The organism is Baekduia soli, from assembly GCF_007970665.1.
GTDB classification, from domain to species: Bacteria; Actinomycetota; Thermoleophilia; order Solirubrobacterales; family Solirubrobacteraceae; genus Baekduia; species Baekduia soli.
The window spans coordinates 4,486,890-4,509,341 of record NZ_CP042430.1; the positions used below are offsets into that span (position 1 = coordinate 4,486,890).

25 protein-coding genes and 1 riboswitch are annotated in these 22,452 nt (G+C 74.6%); of the genes, 7 read left to right on the forward strand and 18 right to left on the reverse strand.

What is annotated here, in order from left to right:
* Positions 1-21 precede the first annotated feature (21 nt).
* The 4 genes from glmM to FSW04_RS21760 form a co-directional block, all read right to left on the reverse strand.
* Positions 22-1,344 carry a phosphoglucosamine mutase gene (gene glmM / locus FSW04_RS21745; protein ID WP_146922292.1) on the reverse strand — a complete coding sequence of 441 codons (1,323 nt, stop codon included), beginning with the start codon at positions 1,342-1,344 and terminating at the stop codon, positions 22-24.
* 5 nt (positions 1,345-1,349) lie between these two features.
* On the reverse strand, positions 1,350-2,138 hold the full coding sequence (rpsI, locus tag FSW04_RS28755; protein ID WP_146922293.1) for a 30S ribosomal protein S9: 789 nt from the start codon (positions 2,136-2,138) through the stop codon (positions 1,350-1,352).
* Between the two features lie 2 nt (positions 2,139-2,140).
* Positions 2,141-2,575: a 50S ribosomal protein L13 gene (gene rplM / locus FSW04_RS21755; protein ID WP_228430635.1), complete on the reverse strand. Its 435-nt coding sequence runs from the start codon at positions 2,573-2,575 to the stop codon at positions 2,141-2,143.
* A 145-nt stretch (positions 2,576-2,720) separates the two neighbouring features.
* Positions 2,721-2,893, forward strand: a riboswitch (cyclic di-AMP (ydaO/yuaA leader).
* A 156-nt stretch (positions 2,894-3,049) separates the two neighbouring features.
* A complete protein-coding gene (locus tag FSW04_RS21760; RefSeq protein WP_146922295.1) occupies positions 3,050-3,385 on the reverse strand; it encodes a hypothetical protein in 336 nt (111 codons plus the stop codon).
* A gap of 147 nt (positions 3,386-3,532) precedes the next feature.
* Between FSW04_RS21760 and FSW04_RS21765 the strand changes: the two genes are divergently transcribed.
* On the forward strand, positions 3,533-4,165 hold the full coding sequence (locus tag FSW04_RS21765; RefSeq protein ID WP_146922296.1) for a M23 family metallopeptidase: 633 nt from the start codon (positions 3,533-3,535) through the stop codon (positions 4,163-4,165).
* A gap of 136 nt (positions 4,166-4,301) precedes the next feature.
* The gene (locus tag FSW04_RS21770) at positions 4,302-6,035 is read left to right on the forward strand and encodes a GspE/PulE family protein (protein ID WP_187369003.1); all 1,734 of its coding nucleotides are present in this window, start codon (positions 4,302-4,304) and stop codon (positions 6,033-6,035) included.
* Positions 6,036-6,048: 13 nt separating this feature from the next.
* On the opposite strand, the gene FSW04_RS21775 is transcribed toward FSW04_RS21770, so the two are convergent.
* From FSW04_RS21775 to FSW04_RS21810, 8 genes are all read right to left on the reverse strand, one after another.
* Positions 6,049-6,954, reverse strand: a complete 906-nt coding sequence (locus FSW04_RS21775) for an alpha/beta hydrolase family protein (protein ID WP_146922298.1) — start codon at positions 6,952-6,954, stop codon at positions 6,049-6,051.
* A 60-nt stretch (positions 6,955-7,014) separates the two neighbouring features.
* Positions 7,015-8,628 (reverse strand): glutamine-hydrolyzing GMP synthase, encoded by a 1,614-nt coding sequence (gene guaA / locus FSW04_RS21780; protein ID WP_146922299.1) that lies wholly within the window; start codon positions 8,626-8,628, stop codon positions 7,015-7,017.
* A gap of 34 nt (positions 8,629-8,662) precedes the next feature.
* Positions 8,663-9,901: a GuaB3 family IMP dehydrogenase-related protein gene (locus FSW04_RS21785; protein WP_146922300.1), complete on the reverse strand. Its 1,239-nt coding sequence runs from the start codon at positions 9,899-9,901 to the stop codon at positions 8,663-8,665.
* A gap of 158 nt (positions 9,902-10,059) precedes the next feature.
* A complete protein-coding gene (locus FSW04_RS21790) occupies positions 10,060-11,019 on the reverse strand; it encodes a 1-phosphofructokinase family hexose kinase (RefSeq protein ID WP_146922301.1) in 960 nt (319 codons plus the stop codon).
* The gene (locus tag FSW04_RS21795; RefSeq protein ID WP_146922302.1) at positions 11,016-12,269 is read right to left on the reverse strand and encodes a D-alanyl-D-alanine carboxypeptidase family protein; all 1,254 of its coding nucleotides are present in this window, start codon (positions 12,267-12,269) and stop codon (positions 11,016-11,018) included. The genes FSW04_RS21790 and FSW04_RS21795 overlap by 4 nt, the downstream gene beginning before the upstream one ends.
* Positions 12,266-12,598, reverse strand: a complete 333-nt coding sequence (locus FSW04_RS21800) for a LysM peptidoglycan-binding domain-containing protein (RefSeq protein ID WP_187369004.1) — start codon at positions 12,596-12,598, stop codon at positions 12,266-12,268. The genes FSW04_RS21795 and FSW04_RS21800 overlap by 4 nt, the downstream gene beginning before the upstream one ends.
* A 50-nt stretch (positions 12,599-12,648) precedes the next feature.
* Positions 12,649-13,485 carry an orotidine-5'-phosphate decarboxylase gene (gene pyrF, locus FSW04_RS21805; protein WP_321167668.1) on the reverse strand — a complete coding sequence of 279 codons (837 nt, stop codon included), beginning with the start codon at positions 13,483-13,485 and terminating at the stop codon, positions 12,649-12,651.
* A 106-nt stretch (positions 13,486-13,591) separates the two neighbouring features.
* The gene (locus FSW04_RS21810; protein WP_146922305.1) at positions 13,592-13,867 is read right to left on the reverse strand and encodes an HU family DNA-binding protein; all 276 of its coding nucleotides are present in this window, start codon (positions 13,865-13,867) and stop codon (positions 13,592-13,594) included.
* A gap of 165 nt (positions 13,868-14,032) precedes the next feature.
* On the opposite strand from FSW04_RS21810, the gene FSW04_RS26495 reads away from it, so the two are divergent.
* A complete protein-coding gene (locus tag FSW04_RS26495) occupies positions 14,033-14,173 on the forward strand; it encodes a hypothetical protein (protein ID WP_187369005.1) in 141 nt (46 codons plus the stop codon).
* A gap of 37 nt (positions 14,174-14,210) precedes the next feature.
* On the opposite strand, the gene FSW04_RS21815 is transcribed toward FSW04_RS26495, so the two are convergent.
* Genes FSW04_RS21815 through FSW04_RS21835 form a run of 5 tightly spaced genes read right to left on the reverse strand, consistent with a single transcriptional unit; the run spans position 14,211 to position 18,087 of the window.
* On the reverse strand, positions 14,211-15,650 hold the full coding sequence (locus FSW04_RS21815; protein WP_146922306.1) for a cation diffusion facilitator family transporter: 1,440 nt from the start codon (positions 15,648-15,650) through the stop codon (positions 14,211-14,213).
* On the reverse strand, positions 15,647-16,222 hold the full coding sequence (locus FSW04_RS21820; RefSeq protein ID WP_146922307.1) for a non-canonical purine NTP pyrophosphatase: 576 nt from the start codon (positions 16,220-16,222) through the stop codon (positions 15,647-15,649). Before FSW04_RS21820 ends, FSW04_RS21815 begins: the two co-directional genes overlap by 4 nt.
* Complete coding sequence (gene rph, locus FSW04_RS21825; protein WP_228430636.1) at positions 16,219-16,953, reverse strand: ribonuclease PH; 735 nt, start codon at positions 16,951-16,953, stop codon at positions 16,219-16,221. Before rph ends, FSW04_RS21820 begins: the two co-directional genes overlap by 4 nt.
* Positions 16,938-17,822: a glutamate racemase gene (gene murI, locus FSW04_RS21830; protein WP_187369006.1), complete on the reverse strand. Its 885-nt coding sequence runs from the start codon at positions 17,820-17,822 to the stop codon at positions 16,938-16,940. The genes rph and murI overlap by 16 nt, the downstream gene beginning before the upstream one ends.
* A 37-nt stretch (positions 17,823-17,859) precedes the next feature.
* Positions 17,860-18,087 carry a hypothetical protein gene (locus tag FSW04_RS21835; RefSeq protein ID WP_146922309.1) on the reverse strand — a complete coding sequence of 76 codons (228 nt, stop codon included), beginning with the start codon at positions 18,085-18,087 and terminating at the stop codon, positions 17,860-17,862.
* A 168-nt stretch (positions 18,088-18,255) separates the two neighbouring features.
* On the opposite strand from FSW04_RS21835, the gene FSW04_RS21840 reads away from it, so the two are divergent.
* Together FSW04_RS21840 and FSW04_RS21845 are read left to right on the forward strand one after the other, a co-directional pair.
* Positions 18,256-18,942 (forward strand): zinc ribbon domain-containing protein, encoded by a 687-nt coding sequence (locus FSW04_RS21840; protein WP_146922310.1) that lies wholly within the window; start codon positions 18,256-18,258, stop codon positions 18,940-18,942.
* Positions 18,939-19,310 carry a hypothetical protein gene (locus FSW04_RS21845; RefSeq protein WP_146922311.1) on the forward strand — a complete coding sequence of 124 codons (372 nt, stop codon included), beginning with the start codon at positions 18,939-18,941 and terminating at the stop codon, positions 19,308-19,310. The genes FSW04_RS21840 and FSW04_RS21845 overlap by 4 nt, the downstream gene beginning before the upstream one ends.
* Here FSW04_RS21845 and FSW04_RS21850 read toward each other — a convergent pair.
* Positions 19,307-20,338 carry a histone deacetylase family protein gene (locus tag FSW04_RS21850; protein WP_146922312.1) on the reverse strand — a complete coding sequence of 344 codons (1,032 nt, stop codon included), beginning with the start codon at positions 20,336-20,338 and terminating at the stop codon, positions 19,307-19,309. The genes FSW04_RS21845 and FSW04_RS21850 overlap by 4 nt on opposite strands.
* A gap of 20 nt (positions 20,339-20,358) precedes the next feature.
* Here FSW04_RS21850 and FSW04_RS21855 point away from each other — a divergent pair, with 20 nt between their 5' ends.
* Together FSW04_RS21855 and FSW04_RS21860 are read left to right on the forward strand one after the other, a co-directional pair.
* Entirely contained in the window at positions 20,359-21,819 is a 1,461-nt protein-coding gene (locus tag FSW04_RS21855) for an L-aspartate oxidase (protein WP_146922313.1), read from the forward strand.
* 141 nt (positions 21,820-21,960) lie between these two features.
* A complete protein-coding gene (locus FSW04_RS21860; protein WP_146922314.1) occupies positions 21,961-22,389 on the forward strand; it encodes a DUF5763 domain-containing protein in 429 nt (142 codons plus the stop codon).
* Positions 22,390-22,452: the final 63 nt, after the last annotated feature.

The following is a 22,452-nucleotide window of genomic DNA, read 5'->3' on the forward strand; positions in this document are numbered from 1 at the left end:
CCCAGCGCCGCTCACCGTGCCTCAGTGCGGTGCCGCGGCGCCGCGCACGATCGTCACGAGGCGGTCGCAGATCGCGGCCACCTCGTCGTCGGACGGCGCCTCGACCATCACGCGGACGAGCTGCTCGGTGCCCGACGGGCGCACGAGCACGCGTCCGCGGCCCTCGAGGACCTCGCTCTCGCGGGCGATCGCCTCCGCCAGCAGCGTGCTGTCCATGACCGCGTCGCGATCGGCGACGGGCACGTTGACCAGGCGCTGGGGCAGCTTCTGCATCCCCTTGCGCTGGGCCAGGTCGCCGCCCTGCAGCGCCTCGAGGGTCAGCAGCGCGCTGGCGATGCCGTCGCCCGAGGGCACGAAGTTCATGTCGATGATGTGCCCGGACTGCTCGCCGCCCAGCGACCAGCCGCGCGCGCGCAGCTCCTCGAGCACGTAGCGGTCGCCGACGGCCGTCACGGCCACCTCGACGCCCGCGCCCTTCATGCCCTGGTGGAAGCCGTAGTTCGTCATGACGGTCACGGCCACGCCGCCGGTCAGCCGGCCCTGGTCGCGCAGGCTCAGCGCCGCGAGCGCGATGAGCTCGTCGCCGTCGACGATGCCGCCCTCGCGGTCGACGGCCAGGACGCGGTCGCCGTCGCCGTCGAAGGCGAAGCCGAGGTCATGGCCGCCCGACACGACGGCCTTGGCCAGCGCGCCGATGTGCGTCGAGCCACAGCCCTCGTTGATGTTGCGGCCGTCGGGCTCCTCGGCCAGCACCGACACCGTCGCGCCCAGGCGCCGGAAGATCTCCGGCGCGGCGCGGTAGGTCGCGCCGTTGGCGCAGTCCAGCAGGACGTTGACGTCGGTGAGGTCCAGGCCCGCGAAGCGCGACTGCAGCTCGCGCAGGTAGTCCTCCAGCGTGCCGTGCAGCTGGCGCACGCGGCCGATCGCCGCCCCCACGGGCGCCGGGGCCTCCAGGCGCTGCTCGATCGCGGCCTCCGCGGCGTCGGAGAGCTTGAAGCCGTCGGGGCCGAAGAACTTGATCCCGTTGTCGCGGTAGGGGTTGTGCGAGGCCGAGATGACCGCGGCCAGGTCGAACCCGTAGCGCCCGACGAGCAGCGGCGCCGCAGGCGTCGGCAGGATCCCGCCGAGCAGCACGTCGCCGCCGGCGGAGGTGATGCCGGCGGCCAGCGCCGCCTCGAGCATCTCCCCCGACTCCCGCGTGTCGCGGATGACCAGCACCTGCGGGCGCTGCGCCGGCGACTCGATGGTCACGGCGCGGCCCAGACCCACCACCAGCTCCGGCGTGAGGACGGAGCCCGCGACCCCGCGGACGCCGTCCGTGCCGAACAGCCGCCGGGCGGCCATGGCGCCTAGCGCTTGCTGAACTGCGGCTTCTTGCGGGCCTTCTTGAGGCCGGCCTTCTTACGCTCCTTGGCGCGTGCGTCGCGCGTCAGGAAGCCGCGGCGCTTGAGCTCGGTGCGCAGGTTCGGATCGGCCTCGAGCAGCGCGCGGGAGATGCCGTGGCGCAGGGCGCCGGCCGCGGCCGACACGCCGCCGCCGTGCAGGCGGGCCACGACGTCCATGCGGTCCTCGTAGCCCACGGCCTCGAGGGGCTGGCGGATCGTGCGCTGCAGCGTCGCGCGCGGGAAGAAGTCGTCCATCGTCCGGCCGTTGATCGTGTACTGGCCGGTGCCGGGCTTGAGGATGACGCGGGCGATCGCGGTCTTGCGCTTGCCCGTCGCGCGGTAGCGCGCGTCCTCGGCGAGCTGGATCTGGGCCGCGATGGGCTCCTGATCGACCTCGTCCTCGTCGGAGAGGGCCTGGCCGCCCTCCTCGCTGTCGGGGTCCTCGTCCTCGGACCAGGCGCGACCGCGGTCCTCGCCCTCGACGACGATGTCGACCTCGAGGTCGGCGCCCGGGATGGCCGGCTTGACGCGCGGCGTGGGCTCCTCCTCCTCGAGCTCCTCCTCGGCGGCGGGCGGCGCGGGGGCCTCGGCCTCCACGGGCGCGGGCGCGTCGGGCGGCGCGGGGGCCTCCGGCTGCTCGGCGGCGGGGGCCTCGGGAGCGGCGGGCTCCTCCGGGGTCTGGGCGTCGGCGGACGGCTCCGGCGTGGCCGGCTGCTGGTCGTCCTGCGGATCCTGCGGCGTCTGGTCGGCCATGCCTAAGACTTGATCTCCAGGGGCTCGGGCTTCTGCGCGACGTGCGGATGATCCGGGCCGGCGTAGACCTTGAGCTTCGTGAGCTGCTTGCGGGCGAGGCGGTTGCGGGGCAGCATGCCCTTGACCGCCAGCCGGATGACCTCTTCGGGGCGCTTCTCCAACATCTCCTCCAGCGTGCGGGACTTGAGCCCGCCCGGATAGCCGGAGTGGCGGTAGTAGCGCTTCTCGGTGCGCTTGTTGCCGGTCACCGAGATCTTCTCCGCGTTGATGACGATGACGAAGTCACCGGTATCGACGTGCGGGGTGTACTCGGGCTTCCGCTTGCCGCGCAGGGCATCGGCGAGCTGCGTGGCCAGACGACCGAGCGTCTGTCCGTTGGCATCGACGACGAGCCAGTTGCGCTCGCGGGTGGTGGAGTTGGCGACGTAGGTCTTCACGGCGTAAGGAAGCCGCGCGACAGGGCACGCGGCGGAGGACGATGATAGGGAATCGGGCCCGGACGAGGAATCCCGAGGGATGGTCCCGGACCGCGGTTGGTCGGCGTGCGACCCGTCCAGCCCCATCACTATAGTGCCGCTCGTCGACAGGACGACGCCGAGTCCGCGATCTCGCCCGCCGGGCGATCGCGGAGCGGGGGAACCAGTGGGCCCGCGTTCGCGCGTGCCCGTGGGGCGAATCCGGCAGGGAGTGCCGGTAGCGCGGAACTCGACCGCGCGAGCCCGTCAGCTAACCCCGTAGGCCGCCAACGAGACCTTGGGGAAGCACGCCACCACACTCCTGCTGACCGCCGCCGCGCTCGCGCTCGGTGCCCCGTCCGCGGGCGCGCAGGTGGCGATGCCCTCCACCACCGCACCGGCCGCGGCGCTGCCCGCCGACGGTGCCGTCCCCGTCGCCGGAGTCGCCGCCGGCACTCAGCCGATCATCTCCGGCGTGGCCTGCAGCTCCGCCTGCGGCGGGCTGCAGCAGGGTCGCGCCGGCAGCACCGTGCGCCTGACGGGCACGGGAATGGCCGGCGCCACGCTCGTGGTCTTCATGGGCGGCCGCGGCCCGCGCGACGACGTCCGCGTCGCCCCGGCGGCGAGCACCGCCACCACGGTCGACGTCGCCGTGCCGCCCGCCGCGCGCACGGGAACGCTGCGCGTCGTCGCCGCCAACGGCCGCTGGTCGAAGGCCAGCACCCAACGGATGATGGTGCGCGCGTCGACGGTGCCCGGCGCGCCGCTCGTGCAGGCCCACGTCGACGCCAAGCGCGTCTTCCTCGACGGCGCGTCACGCCCGTCGGTCTCCTTCTACGTCGGCGGCAGCGCCCCGTCGCAGGTCCGCGTGGACCTGCTGCGCGACGGCGTCGACCCCCCATCGCCACGTGGACACCGGCGCCCGTCGACCCGGGCACCGTGCAGACGATCGCCTGGGACGCGGCGATGGCCTCGGCGGCACCGCCCGAGGGGCGCTACGTCTTCCGCATCGTCGCGCTGTCCGGCGGCGTCGTCGCCGCCGCGCAGGCCCGCGCCGCCCACCTCGGCGACGGCGCCCAGAGCGCGCAGGCCCCGGCCGGGACCACGGACCCCGTCCCGCCCGTCGCCACCGGCTTCATGCTCCTCGGCCACGAGTTCCCCGTGCAGGGCCCGCACACGATCGGCACCGACCCGGTGCAGCGCTTCGGCGCCGGCCGCGCCGGCCATACGCACGAGGGCCAGGACGTGCTCGCGCCGTGCGGCACGCCGCTGGTGGCGGTCAGCAGCGGCGTCATCCGCTACCAGGCCTTCCAGTCGGCGGCGGGCAACTACGTCGTTCTCCGCGAGGACGGCGGCGCCGCCGACTACGCCTACATGCATCTTCGTGATCCGGCGCTCGTCGCCCGCGGCGCGCACGTCTCCACGGGCCAGCTGCTGGGCTACGTCGGCGACACGGGCGACGCCCAGGGCTGCCACCTGCACTTCGAGCTCTGGCCGGCCCCCGGCTGGTACACCGGCGGTCAGCCGGTGGACCCGCTTCCGGCGCTGACCTCCTGGGACCGCACGTCCTGAGCGGTCGGGCTCCGGACGCAGCCGGATAGAACGTCCGTCCAGGCACTGGACCTTCGTTCGGGATCAGCCGACGTACGGGGGTGTGTCGGTCCCTCCGCCCATCAGCTCCCTGTCGAACCCCTTGAGCGTCGACAGCATGCCCGTGCCCGAGCTGCCCGGGCTCATCGCGCCGCGTAGCCGCGGCCGCTCGACGCGGCTCATCGGCCAGGTCGTCGTCGAGCTCGGCTTCGCGACCGAGGAGGCCGTCGCGAAGGCGGTCAAGCACGCCCGCGAGACCGGCAAGATGACCGGACGCGTCCTCATCGAGGACGGCGTGCTCACCGCCCAGCAGCTCGCCCGGGTCCTCGCCGAGCGCTTCGGCATCGTCCGCGCCGACCTCTCCAAGTTCGAGGTCGACATGGAGGTCGCCCGGCTCGTCGACCCGGGCTTCGTGCGCCGCTACGACGCGATCCCGATCGGCAAGGACGACGAGGGCCAGCTCCTGCTGGCCATGGCCGACGCGTCGAACCTGCTGGCCATCGACGACGTCACGATGATCACCGGCATGGCCGTGCGCCCGGTGATCGCAGCCTACGACGACATCCACCGCCTCGGCCAGAAGATCGGCCTCGACCTCGAGGACCTCGGCAGCGACGACGGTGGCGACAGCGGCGTCGACCTCGCGGCCGTCCCCGTCGCCGACGTCACCGACCTCGGCGCGGCGACCGACGACGCCCCGATCATCAAGCTCGTCAACTCCGTCCTCAAGCGCGCGATCCGCCGCGGCGCCTCGGACATCCACTTCGACCCGTCGTCGGAGGACATGAAGGTCGTCCTCCGCGTCGACGGCATGCTCGATGCGGCCGTGACGGTCCCGCGGCGCATGATGACCGGCGTCGTGTCGCGTATGAAGGTCATGGCCAACCTCGACATCGCCGAGCGCCGCACGCCCCAGGACGGACGAGTGTCGCTGCTCATCGACGGGCACGAGATCGACCTGCGCGTCGTCACGCTGCCGACGGTCCACGGCGAGGCGATCGTCGCCCGCATCCTGGACACCTCCTCCGCGCCCGTGGGGCTGGAGCAGATCGGCATGCTCGAGCGCGACCGGCTCGCCGTGGAGACCGCGATGGCCCGGCCCCACGGCGGCGTCCTGGTCACCGGACCCACCGGCTCGGGCAAGTCGACCACGCTGTACTCCTGCCTGGCCCACGTCAACAACGGGACGCGCACGATCGTCACCGTCGAGGACCCGGTGGAGTACCGCATGGACGGCGTCAAGCAGATGGCCATCAACGCCAAGGCCAAGATGACCTTCGCCAGCGGCCTGAAGGCGATCATGCGCGCCGACCCCGACATCATCATGGTCGGCGAGATCCGCGACGGCGAGACGGCGCACATCGCCGTCGAGGCCGCCCTGACCGGCCACCTCGTGCTCTCCACGCTGCACACGCGCGACGCGCCCAACGCGGTCTCGCGCCTGCTGGACATGGGCGTCGAGCCGTTCCTGCTGGCCTCGGCCGTCGACTGCGTCGTCGCCCAGCGCCTGGCCCGCAAGCTCTGCGAGTGCAAGACGCCGGCGCTCGTCACCGCCGAGGTCATGCGCGGCAACGGCTTCCACGTGGCCGGCGAGACCGACATCGAGGTCGCCCGCCCCAACGGCTGCGAGCGCTGCAACCGGACCGGCTACCGCGGCCGGCTGGGCATCTTCGAGATCCTCACGATGGACGCCGAGATCCGCGCGCTCGTGCTGCGCCGTGCCTCGGCCGACGAGATCGCCGATCTCGCCGTCTCCAAGGGCATGAAGCGGCTGCGCGAGGACGGCCTGGACAAGATCCTGCTCGGACAGACGTCGCCCGAGGAGGTCCTGCGCGTCACCGCCGCGGGCTGACCGCCCGCGGCGCTCACCTCAGCCGCTTGGCGATCCAGGACGTCGCGTCCTTGGCGGCGGCCGTGACGACCCCGCCGTGGTCGACGCCCGCGTAGGTGCGGTAGACCGGCTTGGCGCCGTTGGCCTTCAGCTCGGTGTCGAGCTGGGCCGTGAACTGCGGGAACACCGTCGTGTCGGCGGCGCCCTGCTCGATGAGCAGCGGCGTGCGGATCTTCAGGTGCGACGAGTCCTGCGCGTCCAACGCCGCCGCGACGGGCGCGAGGTCGGCCCCGGCGCGGAAGATCGACGCGGGCGCCTGGCCGCCGAACGACGCGGGCGTCGACAGCTCGGGCAGGCACTGCGTCAGCGTCTGCGGGTACAGCGCCAGCGCCTCGTCGCTGAGCAGCGCGTTCGTGTCCAGCGCCGGGGTGACGGCCGCGATGCCGCGGGCGATGATCGAGATGAGGCCGCTGAGGCCGCCGCCGGGCGATGTGAGCCCCGTCGTCAGCGGGATCTGGTCGTCGACATGCGAGACCGGCGCGAAGGCCACCGTACCGCGCACGCCGAGCTCGGGGGTCCAGTCGGGCGCGAGTGCAGCGGCGAAGAGCGCCGCGTGGCCGCCCTGCGAGTGGCCGGAGATGATGACCTTGCGGGCCGAGATGCGCGGGTCGAGCGCGTGGGCGGCGCGGACGATGTCCAGCGTGCTGCGGCCCTCGGAGAGCCCGACGAGGTACGGGTGGGTCCCGGGGGTGCCCAGGCCCTCGTACGCGCGGGTCCAGATCAGGGCGCCGTGCCTGCCGGCCGGCAGCTTGGACGGCGGGGTGTAGAAGGCGGCGCCCGCCGGGCCGTGGCGCGGCGTGGAGGCTGCGGAGGCGGTGCCGGCCCCCGGGGCCAGGACGGCGAGCAGGGCCAGCAGGAGGGACCACGACGTTCGGGACATCGCGCGACCCTAGTGCGCGCCACGGGCGCGCGGCGCCTCACGCCCATCGGGCGCGCACGCCTACTCCCACTCGATGGTCCCCGGGGGCTTGGACGTGATGTCCAGCACCACCCGGTTGACCTCGCGCAGCTCGTTGATCATGCGCGACGCGATTTGCTCGAGCAGGTCGTAGGGGAGCCGCGCCCAGTCGGCGGTCATGGCGTCGTCGGAGGTGACGGCGCGGATGACGACGACGTAGCCGTAGGTGCGCTCGTCGCCCTGCACGCCGACCGTGCGGACGTCGGGCAGCACGCAGAAGGACTGCCACAGGTCGCGGTACAGGCCGGCGTTGCGGATCTCGTCCTGGAGGATGTAGTCGGCGTCGCGCAGGACGTCGAGGCGCTCCTTGGTGGCCTCGCCGCCCACGACGCGGATCGCCAGGCCGGGGCCCGGGAACGGCTGGCGCCAGACGAGGCGCTCGGGCAGGCCGAGCTCGGCGCCCACGGCACGAACCTCATCCTTGAACAGCGCCCGCAGCGGCTCGACGAGCTCGAACTCGAGGTCGTCCGGCAGGCCGCCGACGTTGTGATGGGACTTGATGGTGGCCGCGCCGGTGCCGCCGCCGGACTCGATGACGTCGGAGTACAGCGTGCCCTGCACGAGGAACTTGGCGTCGCCGATCTTGGCCGCCTCCTCCTCGAAGACCCGGATGAACTCGGCGCCGATGATCTTGCGCTTGGCCTCGGGCTCGCTCACGCCGGCCAGCTTGTCCAGGAAGCGGTCCTCGGCGTCGACGGCGACGAGCGGGATGCCGTACTGCTCGCGGAACGCCTTGACGACCTGGTCGCCCTCGTCCTTCCGCATGAGCCCGTGGTCGACGAAGATGCAGGTGAGCTGGTCGCCGATGGCCTGGTGCACGAGCACCGCGGCGACCGACGAGTCCACGCCGCCCGACAGCCCGCAGATGACCCGGGCGTCGCCGACCTGGGCGCGGATGCGCGCGATCTGCTCCTCGACGATCGACGCCGCCGACCACGTGAGGTCGGCGCCGCACACGCCGCCCAGGAACGTCTTGAGCACGTCCTGCCCGTAGGGCGTGTGCACGACCTCAGGGTGGAACTGGATCCCGTAGATCCCGCGCTCGGTCGACTCGAAGGCCGCGACGGGCGACTCCGTCGAGGACGCCAGGGCGGTGAAGCCGGGCGGCGCCTCGTAGACCGTGTCGCGGTGCGACATCCAGCAGGCCTGCTCGGAGGGCAGGCCCGCCAGCAGCGTCCCGGGCTCGTGGACCGTGAGCTGGGAGCGGCCGAACTCGCCGACCTCGGCGCCCTCGACGCGGCCGCCGAGCTTGAGCGCCAGGAGCTGCATGCCGTAGCAGATGCCCAGCACCGGGATACCGAGCTCGAGCAGCTCCGGGTCCAGCCGCGGCGCCCCGTCGGCGTACACCGAGGCCGGGCCGCCGGAGAGGATGAGCCCCTTGGGCTTGCGCCGCCGGACCTCCTCGGCGCCGACGTGATGGGGCAGCAGCTCGCTGAACACCCCGCACTCGCGCACGCGGCGGGCGATGAGCTGGGAGTACTGCCCGCCGTAGTCGAGGACGACGACCTCATCGACCGCGGTGGGGCGCTCGACGGGCGCCGACTCGTCGGCGAGCTCCGTCGCCGCCGTCGACGCGGTGACGAGATGGTCGGTCATCTGCGGTGTCCTCGTCCTCGCCGGCGTGCCGGGGCTAGGCCAGCGCCGGCGTCTTGGACGCCGCCTCGGCGCCGGTCGTCGCGCTCGGGCCGTGGGCGCCGACGGCCGCGCCGCGCGAGCCCATCCCGACGCCCTGCGAGCTCTGGAGCTGCTTGCCCTCGGTCTGCAGGGCGGGTGCGATCATGAGCTCGGCCCGGTTGAACTCGGCGATGTCCTGGTAGCCCGTGGTGGCCATGGAGGTCCGCAGGCCGCCCATGAGGTTGAACGTGCCGTCGTTCTCGCGGGCGGGGCCGATGAGGATCTCCTCGATGGTCCCGTTCTGCACCGTCGCGACGCGCGCGCCGCGCGGCAGCGTCGGGTGGAACGTCGCCATGCCCCAGTGGAAGCCGCGGCCCGGCGCCTCGTGGGCGCGCGCCAGCGGGGAGCCGATCATCACGGCGTCGGCGCCGCAGGCGATGGCCTTGGAGACGTCGCCGCCGGTGCGCATGCCGCCGTCGGCGATGACGCGGACGTACTCGCCCGTCTCGAGCATGTGCTGCGAGCGGGCGCCGGCCACGTCGGCGATCGCCGTGGCCTGCGGAACCCCGACGCCCAGGACGCCGCGCGTCGTGCACGCCGCGCCGGGGCCGACGCCGACGAGCACGCCGGCCGCGCCGGTGCGCATGAGGTGCAGGCCGGTGTGGTAGCTGGCACAGCCGCCGACGACGACGGGCACGGGCAGCTCGGCGATGAACTCCTTGAGGTTCAGCGGCTCCGTGGTCTGCGAGACGTGCTCGGCGGAGACGACCGTGCCCTGGATGACCAGGATGTCGAGCCCCGCGTCGAGGACCTTCTCGTAGTACTTCATGACGCGCTGGGGCGTCAGCGAGGCGGCGGTGACGACGCCCTGCTCCTTGATCTCGCGGATCCGCTGGACCATGAGGTCCTCGTCGATCGGCGCGCTGTAGATCTCCTGCATCTCCCGCGTCGCGATCTCCTTGGGCAGCGCGGCGATGCGCTCGAGCTGCTCGTCGGCGTCCTCGTAGCGGGCGAAGATGCCCTCGAGGTTCAGGACGGCCAGGCCGCCCAGCTTGCCGATGATCCCCGCGGTGCGGGGCGAGACGACGCCGTCCATCGCCGAGGCGAGCAACGGCAGCTCGAAGCGGTAGTCCCCCAGCTTCCAGGAGATGTCGACGTCGTCAGGGTCACGTGTGCGCCGCGAGGGCACGATCGCGATGTCGTCGAAGCCATAGGCTCGGCGGGCCTTCTTCCCGCGACCGATCTCGATCTCCATTGTGCGAATCCTAGGTCTGGGGCCGGACGAAAAGACCCCGCGCAGGCGGGGTCCAGGACGGGCGATGCTGCGTGATGAGGCGGCAACCGTTCACGCATCCAGAGAGTAGCAACGGGCCCGAACGGAAACGCCGCGCCCGGCCGCGGGAGGGCCCGCGGTCAGTCGCCGACGGCGGACGCCGACAGCGCCTGGACGTCGACCTCGGAGAGCAGGCGGTCGACCTCGCGCGGGTCGACGAGGCCCGCGCCGAGGTGCTGCGTGGACTCCGCGCCGCAGGCGACGCCGTAGGCCAGGCAGTCGGCCGTCGAGCGCCCCCCGTAGCGCGAGGCCACGTAGCCGGCCAGGAACGCGTCGCCCGCGCCGACGCCGGCGACGGCCTCGCGCGGGGCGATGAGCACGCGGAAGCGTTGGAGCTGGCCGTCGACGCGCACGCACGCCACGCAGCCGTCGGCCAGGGTCATGATCGCCTCGCGGGCGCCCTGCTCGATCATCTCGCCGACGGCGATGACGTGGTCCTCGTCGTCGTTGAACTCGTGGCCGACGAGCTCCTCGGCCTCGATGACGTTGGGCGAGATGACGTCGGGCTCGGCGCGCACGGCGTGGCGCAGCGGCTCGCCGTCGGTGTCGATGATCGTCAGCACCCCGGCCTTGCGCAGCTCCCGCACGAGCCCGGCGTAGACGTCGGCGTCGACGCCGCGGGGCAGCGACCCGGCCATGACCACCATGTCGGCGCCGCGGGCCAGGTAGAGCAGCTTGTCGCGGAAGAGCTCGAGCTCCTTCGGGCTCACCGCCGGACCGCGCTCGTTGATCTCGGTCTGCTGGCCGTTGGTGGGGTCGTAGACCGCCGTGTTCGTCCGCGACTCCTCGCGGATGCGCACGAAGTCGTTGAGGATCGACTCCTCCGTGAGCTGGTCGACGATCCGGGTGCCCGTCGGGCCGCCCGCGAAGCCCGTGGCGATCACCGGCTGGCCCAGGGTCTTCAGCGCCCGTGCGATGTTGACGCCCTTGCCGCCCGCCGCCGTGCGCTGCTCGACGGTTCGGTGCCGGCGCCCGAGCCGGAAGTTCGGCACGGACAGCGATTTGTCGATGGCTGCGTTCAGGGTGACGGTGATGATCACGCGACAGGTGCCCCTCGTCGGCGCGCTTGCCGGCGCCGTACCGCGCGCCGCCGCAGCAGCACCAGGTAGAGGCTACACAGCGCGAACGCGCCGAGCAGGAGGAGGGTCACCGGGCGGTCCAGCCAGTCGCGCAGCCGGTCCAGGAAGGTCGCGGCGTCCACGGGCCGGGCCGTGACGAGCGGGATGCGGGCCACGGTGCGGCCGCGCTGCACCACCAGGACGGTCCCGACGCGGGCGCCCTTGGCCAGCGGGCCGTCGAGCTCGGTCGGGGCCCCGGAGAGGCGCACGACGAGCTTGTCGCCCCGCCGGGCCGTGCGACGCACCGTCGTCCCGGCCACGAGGTCGACCTGCTCGCTGCGGTGTGCCAGGCCGGCGTGGCCCAGCACCTGCCCCGACCGCACGGCCGTGACGAGGTGGTAGCGGTCCAGGCCATAGCGAAGGAGGTTGAGCGAGTCGCTGTCGCGCGCCGCCTCGCTGGGCTCGTCGAGGACCGCGCTCACCACGGTGATCCCGTCGCGCGAGGCCGAGCCGACGAGGATGTAGCCGGCCCGGTTGGTGTGGCCCGTCTTGACGCCGTTGACCGCGGGGACGGTGCGGACCAGCATGTTGCGGTTCGGGAACGTCCGCGGGTGCGCGCCGGAGCGCAGCGTCACCCGCGCCAGGTCGGTCGTCTCGCGGAAGAACGCGTTGCGGCGCAGGATCAGCGTGAGCTTGACCAGGTCGGTGACCGACGAGTAGTTCGACGGGCCATCGAGACCGATCGGGTTGTCGTAGTGCGTGTCGGTCAGCCCGAGCTGGCGGGCTCGAGCGTTCATCATCCGCACGAACGCGGGCCGCGAGCCCGCCACGCGCTGGGCGAGGGTGGCGGCGGCGTCGTTGGCCGAGGTGACGAGCAGCGCGCGCAGCAGGTCACGGACCGTCACCTTCTCCCCGGCGCGGAAGCCCGCGACCGACTCCGCGGGGGCCGCGCGGTAGGCGACCGTGGTCATCACGTCGTCCAGCGAGGCGTGCTCGAGCGTGACGAGCGCGGTCATGAGCTTGGTCGTCGAGGCGATGGGGCGCCGCTGGTGGGCGCCGCGCTGGAAGACGACGTCGCCCGTCGCGGGTTCGACGAGGATCGCCGCCGGAGCGCGGACCGCCGGCGGGGCCGGGGCCCTGGCGGCCGAGGCGGCCGACGGCACGACGGTCAGGACGGCCAGCAGCAGCGCCGTCACCGCCGCCCGGAGGAGCACGGGCGCGCGGCGGCTCATCTGGAGAGCTTGAGCTTCTGGCCGGGGTGCAGGGCGGCGGCGTCGACCGTCGGGTTGTACCGCTCGAGGTCGGCCACCGAGACGCCGGTGCGCTGGGCGATCGCCGACAGCACGTCGCCGGACTTCACGACGTAGGTCTTCTTGGAGCTCGAGGTGGTGGAGGTCCGCCTGGTCGTCGAGGTCGACGACGAGCTCGCCTTGCCGCTGCTCGTCGAGGTCCCTCCGCCCTTGGAGGGCGCGAGCTCGGAGTGCACCACGAGATAGACGGCCAGGGCGCAGGCCACGATCGCCAGCGGTGCCAGCCAACGGGCGAAGGAGCGGCGTCGCATGCGGAGCGGAGCATAGGCCCCGGACCGGCCCTCCACACCCGGCGGTCGGCCTAGGCGAGCGCCCATGCGGCTTCCCGCAGGCGCTGGGCCTCGGCGAGCGCGGCCTGCGCGGGGCTGCCGCCGACCTGCTCGTGCGCCCGCACGATGGAGCGCGAGGCGGTGACCAGGCCGGCGGCGCGGCCCGGGGCGAACGCGGGCGCGAGGTCCTCGACGCGGCCGCCCTGCGCCCCGACCCCGGGCAGCAGGAAGATCGCCTGCGGGGCCAGCTCGCGGGCCCGGGCGAGGTGGCGGGGCTGCGTGGCGCCCACCACGGCCGCGATGTCGCTCAGCCCGCTCTCGGGGCCGACGTGCTCGGCGCCGAGCCTGGCGACGAGCCCGGCGACGTGCTCCCACACCGTGCCGCCGCGGGCCAGCGGCTCGTCCTGCAGGTCGGCGGCGCCCGGGTTCGATGTGCGGACGAGCACGAAGAGGGCGGCATCGGGCCGGGCGACGGCGGCGAACGAGCGCAGCGTGTCCAGGCCCATGTAGGGCGCCACCGTCATCGCGTCCGCGCCCAGGCCCGGCAGGCTGCCGCCCTGCACCGGCGTGGCGCCGACGAAGCCCTGGGCGTAGGCGGCGGCCGAGACGTCGATGTCGCCGCGCTTGGCGTCGGCCAGCACGAACAGGCCGGCGTCGCGCGCGTGGGCGACCGTCGCGGCCAGCGCCGCCCAGCCCGGGGCGCCGAGGCGCTCGAAGCAGGCGACCTGCGGCTTGACCGCGACGACGGCGTCGGCGACCGCGTCGACGACGGCGCGGCAGTGCGCCTCCACCGCGCCGGCCACGGCGGCGGCGTCGCCCCCGGCCGGGCCGTGCCAGAGCCGCAGCGGGTCGGGGTCGAGGCCGAGCACGATCTGCGACCCGCGCGCGGCGACCGCCGCCGCGAGGCGATCGGCGACGTGCGCGGGCGCCGGGCCCTGCGGCCCGCCGGCGGCTGACGGCGCGTCGGGCAGGCGCCTAGCCCTTGACGGCCTTCTTGAGGCCCGAGCCGGCGGTGAAGCGCGGCACCCGCGACGCAGCGATCTGGATCGGCTCGCCCGTGCGGGGGTGCACGCCATCGCGCGCCCCGCGGTCGGCGACGTGGAACTTGCCGAACCCGGAGAAGGAGATCTCGCCGCCACGGGCCAGCGTCTCCTCGATGACGGCCAGGACGGCGTCGACCGCCTGCGCGGCGTCCTTCTTGTCCAGGTCGCCCTTGCGGGCCACATGGTCAACGAACTCGGACTTCGTCACTGCCGTCCTCCTGTCGGGCTTCGTGGTCGGGCGACGCTACCAGCGCCACCCGCGCGGATCCTCGTCCTCGGCGCGGGGTGCGGCCGCAGGACGGCGGGCAATATGGTCGCTGCGCCGGACGGATCGCCGCGCAGGGGTCGCGCGGCGCAGGCAGAATGCGGTGTCATGCCCCTGCAGCGCATCGCGTGGATCGTGACCGTCGGCGCCCTGCTCGTCGGCGCGCTGATCATGCTGCTCTCGCACTACCAGGGCTACGCAGCGCTGTTCGCCGCCGTCGCGCTCTCGGCGTCGATCAACCTGCGCTGAGCGCGCCGGCGCGGCCGCCCGCGCGGCCGCCCGCAGGTCAGCGGGCCCGGCGGGCCGACGCGGGTCCGAGCGGCTCGGTGTGGACGATGACCGACGCGATCGACGGCGCCCGCAGGCGGATGCGGTGCTCGATCTCCGTGGCCGCGCGGTGGGCGGCGTCCAGCGTTTGCTCACCCGACAGCGCGACGGTCAGCAGGGCCACGAGGCCGTCGCCGCCCGCGCGGAAGCGCAGCGCATCGGGGGCCACGCCGGTGACCTCGAGCACGACGGAGCGCACCGTGCGCTCCTCGGCCTGCACGTCGGAGCGCCGCGCCTCGCGCTCGGCGGCCTCCTCCGAGAGCGGCTCGATGTGCGTGTGGACGTCGGCGGCCTCGGGGACCGCGGCGAAGATCTCGCGCTCGACGGCATTGGCGATCTCGTGGGCGACGCCGAGGTCCAGGTCGGCGGGCAGCTTGAGGTGCAGCGACAGCTCGGGCCGGCCGCCGACGTCGGCGACGCGCACGTCGTGGACCTCGCGCACGCCGCGGACGGTCAGGGCCGCCGCGCTGGCGCGCCCGCGCAGGTCGCCCTCCGAGGCGCCGGGCTCGACGTGCACGACGACGTCGCTGTCGGGCAGCGCGCGCTGTACGGCGTCCTCGACGGCGTCGGCCACCGCGTGGCCCTGCCCGAGCGTCGCGTCGGGCCGGTAGCCGACGGTGACCTCGACGAAGTGGCGCCCCGCCGCCTGGCGCACGCGCAGGCCGCGCAGCTCGATCGTCGGCTCGGCCATGGCGATGGCGGCCCGCGCCGCCGCCTCGGCCTCCTCGGGTGTGCGGTCCATGAGGACATCGACGTTGCGGCGCATGAGGCGCACGGCCGCGGTCACGACGAGCACGGCGACGGCCAGCGCCGCGATGGAGTCCGCCGACGGGGTGCCCGACCGCGTGAGCACCAGGCCGATCAGCACGGCGATCGTGCCGATCATGTCGGAGGCGAAGTGCAGCGCGTTGGCCGCCAGCGCGGGGCTGCCGTGGCGCACCGCGGCGCGGTGCGAGAGGACCATCCGGGTCAGGTCCACGGCCAGCACGACGCCGAGCACCGCGAACGTCCACCATTGCGCCTGGACATGCGAGTCGCCGCCGGAGGCCAGGCGCAGCAGCGCCTGGCCGGCGATGAAGATGCTGGCCAGCACGAGGAACCCGCCCTCACCGAGCGCGGCGAGGTGCTCGGCCTTGCCGTGGCCGTAGGGGTGCTCGCGGTCGGCGGGCCGCACGGCCACGCGCAGCGCCAGGAACGTCAGCAGCGCCGCGACGAGGTCGGTCCCGGAGTGCACGGCCTCGGCGACCAGGCCGAGGCTGCCCGAGACCAGGCCGGCCACGAGCTTGATGGCGACGAGGAACGCGGCGGCCGCGACGGAGACGCGGGCCGAGCGCAGCGGACCGTCGCCGGAGGCCGGCGGCGCGGGCGGTGCGGGGGCTGCGACGGCCGCCGCCCTCACCCCGCCAGGTGGGCCAGCAGCGCGCGGGCCGCGCGCCCGCGGTGGCTGATCGCGGCCTTCTCCTCCGGCGCGAGCTGGGCCATCGTGCGCCCGGCAGGGTCCGGCGGGTCGTCGGGCAGGAAGACGGGGTCGTAGCCGAAGCCGCCGTCGCCGCGCGGCGCCTCCGCCATCCGGCCGCGGCAGCGCCCCTCGACCACCGTCTCGGCGCCCGTGGCGGGGTCGACGAGCGCGATCGCGCACACGTAGGCCAGCCCCGTCCCGGGTGGCACCTCGGCCACGAGCTTGGCCAGGTTGTCCGCGTCGGTCGCGTCCTCGCCCGCGTAGCGCGCCGAGCGCACACCCGGCGCGCCGCCCAGCGCGTCGGCGGCGATCCCGGAGTCGTCGGCGAAGCTCACCGCGCCGGTCGCCGCGGCGGCGGCACGGGCCTTGCCCAGCGCGTTCTCGGCGAACGTGGTGCCGGTCTCGGGCGGCAGCTCGAGGTGGTCGGGCAGCGCGACGACCTCGTGGGGCGCCAGCAGCGCCGCGAACTCGCGCGCCTTGTGGTCGTTGCGGGTGGCCAGGACGAGCCTCACGGGCGGCCCGCCGCGATCGCCTCGTCCTGCACCGCGCGCAGCCGCCCGATCCCCAGCTCGGCGAGCGCGAGCAGGTCGTCGAGGTGCGCGCGGCTCAGCGGCGTGCGCTCGGCCGTGGCCTGCACCTCGACCAGGCCGCCGTCGCCGGTCATCACGACGTTGGCGTCGACCTCGGCCGCGGAGTCCTCGGGATAGTCGAGGTCCAGCAGCGGCCGGCCGCCGACGATGCCGCAGGAGATCGCGGCCACCGAGCCCGTCAGCGGCGAGCGCGGGATCGTGCCCGCGGCGACGAGTCGCTCGCAGGCCAGCGCCAGCGCGACGTAGGCCCCGGTGATCGCCGCCGTCCGCGTGCCGCCGTCGGCCTGCAGCACGTCGCAGTCGAGGTAGATCGAGTTCTCCCCCAGCGCCGCGAAGTCCACGACCCCGCGTAGCGAGCGCCCGATGAGCCGCTGGATCTCCACGGTGCGGCCGTCGGGGCGCGCGCCGTCGCGCGGCTTGCGCTGCCCGGTGGAGGCGGGGAGCATCGCGTACTCGGCGGTGACCCAGCCCAGCCCGCGGCCGGCCCGCCAGCGCGGGACCGAGTCCTGGGCCGACGCGGTGCAGATGACCCGCGTCTCGCCCATGCTGATGAGCGCCGAGCCCGTGGCGGTGCGCACGAAGCCCGGCTCGATGGCCACGGGCCGCAGCCCGTCGGCGGCGCGGTCGTAGGAGCGGCTCACGCCCGCGGCCACGCCGGCACCTCGGGGTGGTGGGCCTGGGCGGCGAGGCGCACGGGCTCGACGTCGGTCAGCGGCATCTGCAGGAAGCGCGTGCCCAGGGCGCGGAACGCGTCGACGTCGCCCGTGCACAGGAAGGAGTAGGTGCCCTCCCCCGTGCGCGTCGTGGCCAGGCCGCGCGAGCCCAGGGCGTGCTCGGCCTGGCGGGCCAGCGCGGCGCCGGAGGTCACGATCGCCACGTCGCGCCCGAGCATCCGCTGGATGATCGAGCGCACGAGCGGATAGTGCGTGCAGCCCAGGATCACCGTGTCGACCCGCGCCTGCACCAGCGGCGCGCAGTAGGCGCGCACGACGTCCTCGAGCTCGCGGGTGAACACCTCGCCGCTCGGCGGGTCCTGGATGAGCGGGGCGAGGTCGGGACAGGCCACGGCGATGAGGTCGACGTGCGGGTCGACGGCCGCGACGGCGCGCTCGTAGGAGCCGCTGGCCACGGTCGCGCGGGTCGCCAGCAGGCCGATGCGCCCGGCGCGCGTGACGGCGACCGCCCGCGCGGCCTCGGGGCGCACGACGCCGATGACGTCGACGCCCAGCGTCGTCTGCAGCATCCGCTGTTGCAGCGCGGGCAGCGCGGCCGCCGTCATCGAGTTGCACGCCACGACGAGCAGCTTGGGGCGGCGCGTGACGAGCTCCTCGGCGATGTCCATGCCGAAGCGCTCGAGCTCCTCGGCCGTCCGCTCGCCATAGGGGAAGCGCGCGCTGTCGCCGAGGTAGACGAAGTCCTCGGCGGGCAGCGAGACGAGCAGCTCGTGCAGCACGGTCAGCCCGCCCACGCCCGAGTCGAAGACGGCGATGGGCCGGTCGCGCGGATCGGTGGCGGCGGGCACGGCGTCATCGTAGGGGCCGGGCCCGCCGTCCCCGCGGTCAGGACGACCCGGGGGGATCGCCGACGCCGTCGATCGACGCCTTGATCTTCTTGACGATCATGGCCGCGACCGAGCCGTCGTGGCCGGCCTTGACGACGGCGACCATGACGCCCGCCAGCAGCAGGATCAGGCCGACGTACTCGACGGTGCCCTGGCCCTCCTCGTCGGCGAGCCGGCGGTGGGCCGAGGCCAGGTGGTGGTGCGCGGTCGCGTGAGCGCAACCCATGGCGCGGTACATGCGTTCCTCCAGGGATGACGTGTTCGGGAGCACCCGCGATGCTGGGCGGTGGCGCGTGACGGATCCACGCGCAGACGTGCCGAAACGGCGCAGGACCGGCGTCAGAGGCCGCTGGTATCGTCATCCGCGGCGCCGCGACATGGGCGCCGTCTTCCCATGAAGGGTCCCCTCCGCCGCAACCCGTTCCGCCGGCGTGCCTCCGACCCGGTCCCGCAGGAGTCGCCGCCGACGGTCGCCGTCCCCGAGACCGCACCGCCCGCGCCGCTCCCGGCGGGCCTGGCCCCCGAGGACGTCGCCCCCACGCTCCCGAGCTTCCGCGACCGCGGCCGGCTCCGGCGCCGGATGCGGTACCTGCGCCGTGTCCGCGAGCTCGGCTTCCGCGACCTCGGCGGCCTGGTCTTCGACCTGCACCGCTTCGGCCGCCGCAACGACGAGCTCGTCCTCGGCAAGCTCGCGGCGCTGGACACCGTCGACCGCGAGCTGCGCGCCATCGAGCGCGTGCTCGACGAGCGCCGCGACATCATCGAGCTGCGCGAGCCGGGCGTCGCCGCCTGCCCGCGCTGCGGCGCGCTGCACGGCAGCGACGCGCGCTACTGCCCCCAGTGCGGCACCCAGTTCAGCGGCCCGCTGGCGATGATCGAGGTCGGCGGCGTGCGCCCGACCCCCGAGGAGGCCGCCCGCGCCTCCGCCGCGCCCGCGCAGCCCCCTCAGCCGCCGTCCGACACGGCCGGGGCCACGCCGGTCTCCGGCGCGCTGGCGGGCATCCCGCAGCCCTCGCCGTCCCCCGCCACCCAGGTCATGCCGGCCGTCGCCGCCGAGCCCGGCGAGCGCACCGACCCGTGAGCACCGGCCCCCAGCCGGCCGCCGGCCGGGCGCCCGCCACCCTGCGCTGCCCGCGCTGCGGCGCCGAGGTCGGCCCGGAGCAGGACTGGTGCCTGGACTGCGGCGCACCGGCCCGCACGCGCCTGGCGCCGACGCCGAACTGGCGCCTGCCCATCGCTGCGCTGGCCGTCGTCGTCCTGCTGGCCGGGCTCGCGCTGGCCGCCGCGTTCACGTCGCTGACCAGCGACGACGGCAGGGTGGACGCCACCACGCCGCTCTCCGCGCCCGTGCAGCCCGACGAGACCGCGGCCCAGAGCGTGCCGACGGCGCCGCCGATCACCGCGACGTCGCCGTCGGGCTCGGCGCCGGCGTCGTCGTCGACGCCCTAGGAGGGCGGGAGGCCCCGGGCCGCCGCGGCGGCCTCGCCGGCGCGGCGGTAGGCCGCGGCCAGCTCGTGCTCGGCGACCTCGGGCGGCTGCGCGTCGCCGTCGGCGGCCAGCGCCGACAGCGTCGCCACCATGCCGCGACCCAGCGCGCCGAGGTCGTAGCCGCCCTCGAGGACGACCCCCACGGGCACGCCGAGCTCGGCGGCCAGCGCCCGGACGGAGCTCGCCATCGTGGCGTAGCCGGCGTCGGAGACCCGGCAGTCGGCCAGTGGGTCGTCGGCATGCGCGTCGAAGCCCGCCGACACGAGGATCAGCCCGGGTGCGTAACGGCGGGCGGCCGGGACCACGACGTGCTCCACCAGCGAGGTGAAGACCGCGTCGCCCGAGCCCCCGGGCACCGGCATGTTGAGCGTGTGCCCCGCACCCGCCCCGGTGCCGTGCTCGGTCGGCGCGCCCGTGCCCGGGTACAGCGGCGACTGGTGGATCGAGGCGAAGAGCACCTCATCGGTGGCGTAGAAGACGTCCTGGGTCCCGTTGCCGTGGTGGACGTCGAAGTCGAGGATCAGCACGCGCCCGACCCCGTGGGCGTCGCGGGCGTGGCGCGCCGCGACCGCCACGTTGTTGAACAGGCAGAAGCCCATCGCCCGGGTGATCTCGGCGTGGTGGCCGGGCGGGCGGTGGACCGAGGCCGCCAGCGGCGCCTCGCCGCCCAGCAGAACGTCGACCATCGCGACCGCGCCGCCCGCGCTGTGCAGGGCCGCGCCCCACGAGCCCTTCGAGACGATCGTGTCGGCGTCGATCGCGCCGCCGCCGCTGGCGCACAGCGCCCGCAGGCCGTCGATCAGCCGCGCGGGGTGCACCGCCTCGAGCTGGCCGCGGGTGACCTCGGGCGACTCGCGCCGCTGGAACCCGAGCCAGTCGCGCTCCTGCAGCGCCCGCTGGATCGCGGTGATCCGCGCGGGCTGCTCGGGGTGCGGCCCCGGGTCGTGCTCCAGCGAGGAGGGGTGATGGAAGAGGACGGGCGCGGCCATCTCGCCGGTACGGTACCTGCGTGGCCCCCGACGCCTCCAAAGTCGAGGCCGAGGTCGCCGTGGTGGGTGCCGGCGCCGCCGGCCTGTATGCCGCGCTGACCGCGGCACGCGCCGGCGCGCGGGTCGCGCTGGTCTCCGCGACCGCGCTGGCCCAGACGGCCAGCTACTGGGCCCAGGGCGGCCTGGCCGCGGCCCTGGCGCCCGACGACTCGCCCGACCTGCACCGCCGTGACACGGAGATCGCCGGGCGCGGCGCGGTGCGCCGCAGCGCCGCGGCGCTGCTCTGCCGCGAGGCCCCGCGCGCCGTGCGCGAGCTGGAGGCGCTCGGCGTCCGCTTCGACGTCGACGCGGCCGGCGACCTGGCTCTCGGCCTGGAGGGCGGCCACAGCCGGCGCCGCGTCGTGCACGCCGGCGGCAGCGCGACGGGCCGCCGCGTCGTGCGCCAGCTCAGCGCCGTGGTCGTCGAGGAGCCCGGGGTCACCGTCCTCGAGCAGGCCCGCGCCGCCGCGCCGTGGACCGTCGACGGCCGCTGCATCGGCGTCGTGCTGGAGGACGGCCGCGTCGTCCGCGCCCGCGCCACGATCCTCGCCACGGGCGGCGCCGCCGCGCTGTGGGCCCGGACGACGAACCCGCCGGGCTCGCTGGGCACCGGGGTCATGCTCGCCCGCAGCGCGGGCGCCGCGCTGGCCGACCTCGAGTTCGTGCAGTTCCACCCGACGGCCGTGACGGGGATCCCGGGCCGCGAGGGCTTCCTCATCACGGAGGCCATCCGCGGCGAGGGCGCGACGCTGCTCGACGCCCGCGGCGAGCGCTTCGTCGAGGAGCTCAAGCCGCGTGACGAGGTCTCCCGCGCGATCGCCGAGAAGCTCATCGAGGAGGGCAGCGCCAACGTGTGGCTGGACATGCGCCACGTCGACCCGCTGCTCTTCCCCAACGTCGTCGGCGCGCTGCGCGAGTCCGGCCTGGACCCCGCGACCGAGCTCATCCCCGTCTCCCCCGCCTCGCACTACTGCATGGGCGGTGTGGTGGCCGACCTGGACGGCGCCTCGAGCGTCCCGGGCCTCTACGTCGTGGGCGAGACCGCCTGCACGGGGCTGCACGGCGCCAACCGTCTGGCGTCCAACTCCCTGACGGAGTGCTTCGTGGAGGGCAAGCGCGCCGCCCTGGCCGGGATCGACGAGCCGGCGCTGCCCGCCGTGGCCGGCGACCCGCCCGCGGCCACGCCGATCGCCGCCCCGTCGCAGGCCACGCGCGAGGCGCTCTGGCGCGACGCCGGCCTGACGCGCGACCGCGCGGGGCTCGAGCGACTGCGTGACGATCCGCACCCACTGGCGCGCCTGGTCGCCGCATGCGCCATCCTGCGCCAGGAGAGCCGTGGCGCGCACTTCCGGGCCGACTTCCCCGAGACGGACCCGGCGCTGGACCGCCACCACGCCGTCGTCGCGGGCGACGAGACCCCCGCGTTCCAGAGCTGGATCTGAGCGCCCGACCGGCGCCCAGTGAACGTCTGCACCCTCTTAACGCGAATTCAACAAACCGTGCGTTGGTGCTTCATGCGGCCGAGGCAGGATGCAGGCCGGTCCTTCAGCCGACGTCAATCCCGAGGGTCACGGGGGATTCGCATGTACCAGTTCAGCAGGGCCATGTACCGGGAGCTCGCCAGGGACGTGGACACGTCGGGCCATCCCGAGGCCCAGCAGCACGTCCTCCACGCCTGCGAGCAGAACATCGAGCGCCTGGTCGGCGACCGCCACTACTTCGCGCGGCCCGCACGGACGCTGTTCAACGACATCCGCGTGTTCTTCCCCATGGCGGCTCAGACCCGCGTCTGGCTCGTGGTCCAGCGCTACGTGTCCTGCGCGGAGGCCTGGCTGGACCGCCTCCCCCAGAACGGCGTCGACGTCCACGGCCGGCCGCTGCAGTGCCGGGCCACGACGCGCCGTGGGACCCCCTGTCAGCGGATGCCGCTGACCCACAACGGCTACTGCCCGTCGCACCAGCACCTCGCCGAGACCGAGGAGCTGCGCGTGGGCGAGCCCCTGGCCGCCTGAGGAGCGGCCACCTGCCGCCGGCCGTCTGAGGAGCGGCCGGGCCAGGCGCACCGAGCAACGCCT

Bases quoted from the DNA above. Each gene is read 5' to 3' on its own strand.
- guaA (WP_146922299.1), bottom strand. From the start codon at position 8,628: ATGACCGACCATCTCGTCACCGCGTCGACGGCGGCGACGGAGCTCGCC.
- FSW04_RS21850 (WP_146922312.1), bottom strand. From the start codon at position 20,338: ATGGCCGCGCCCGTCCTCTTCCATCACCCCTCCTCGCTGGAGCACGAC.
- glmM (WP_146922292.1), bottom strand. From the start codon at position 1,344: ATGGCCGCCCGGCGGCTGTTCGGCACGGACGGCGTCCGCGGGGTCGCG.
- FSW04_RS21770 (WP_187369003.1), top strand. From the start codon at position 4,302: ATGCCCGTGCCCGAGCTGCCCGGGCTCATCGCGCCGCGTAGCCGCGGC.
- FSW04_RS26495 (WP_187369005.1), top strand. From the start codon at position 14,033: ATGCCCCTGCAGCGCATCGCGTGGATCGTGACCGTCGGCGCCCTGCTC.
- rpsI (WP_146922293.1), bottom strand. From the start codon at position 2,138: ATGGCCGACCAGACGCCGCAGGATCCGCAGGACGACCAGCAGCCGGCC.
- FSW04_RS21800 (WP_187369004.1), bottom strand. From the start codon at position 12,598: ATGCGACGCCGCTCCTTCGCCCGTTGGCTGGCACCGCTGGCGATCGTG.
- FSW04_RS21860 (WP_146922314.1), top strand. From the start codon at position 21,961: ATGTACCAGTTCAGCAGGGCCATGTACCGGGAGCTCGCCAGGGACGTG.
- FSW04_RS21785 (WP_146922300.1), bottom strand. From the start codon at position 9,901: ATGGAGATCGAGATCGGTCGCGGGAAGAAGGCCCGCCGAGCCTATGGC.
- FSW04_RS21840 (WP_146922310.1), top strand. From the start codon at position 18,256: ATGAAGGGTCCCCTCCGCCGCAACCCGTTCCGCCGGCGTGCCTCCGAC.
- FSW04_RS21835 (WP_146922309.1), bottom strand. From the start codon at position 18,087: ATGGGTTGCGCTCACGCGACCGCGCACCACCACCTGGCCTCGGCCCAC.
- FSW04_RS21795 (WP_146922302.1), bottom strand. From the start codon at position 12,269: ATGAGCCGCCGCGCGCCCGTGCTCCTCCGGGCGGCGGTGACGGCGCTG.
- FSW04_RS21775 (WP_146922298.1), bottom strand. From the start codon at position 6,954: ATGTCCCGAACGTCGTGGTCCCTCCTGCTGGCCCTGCTCGCCGTCCTG.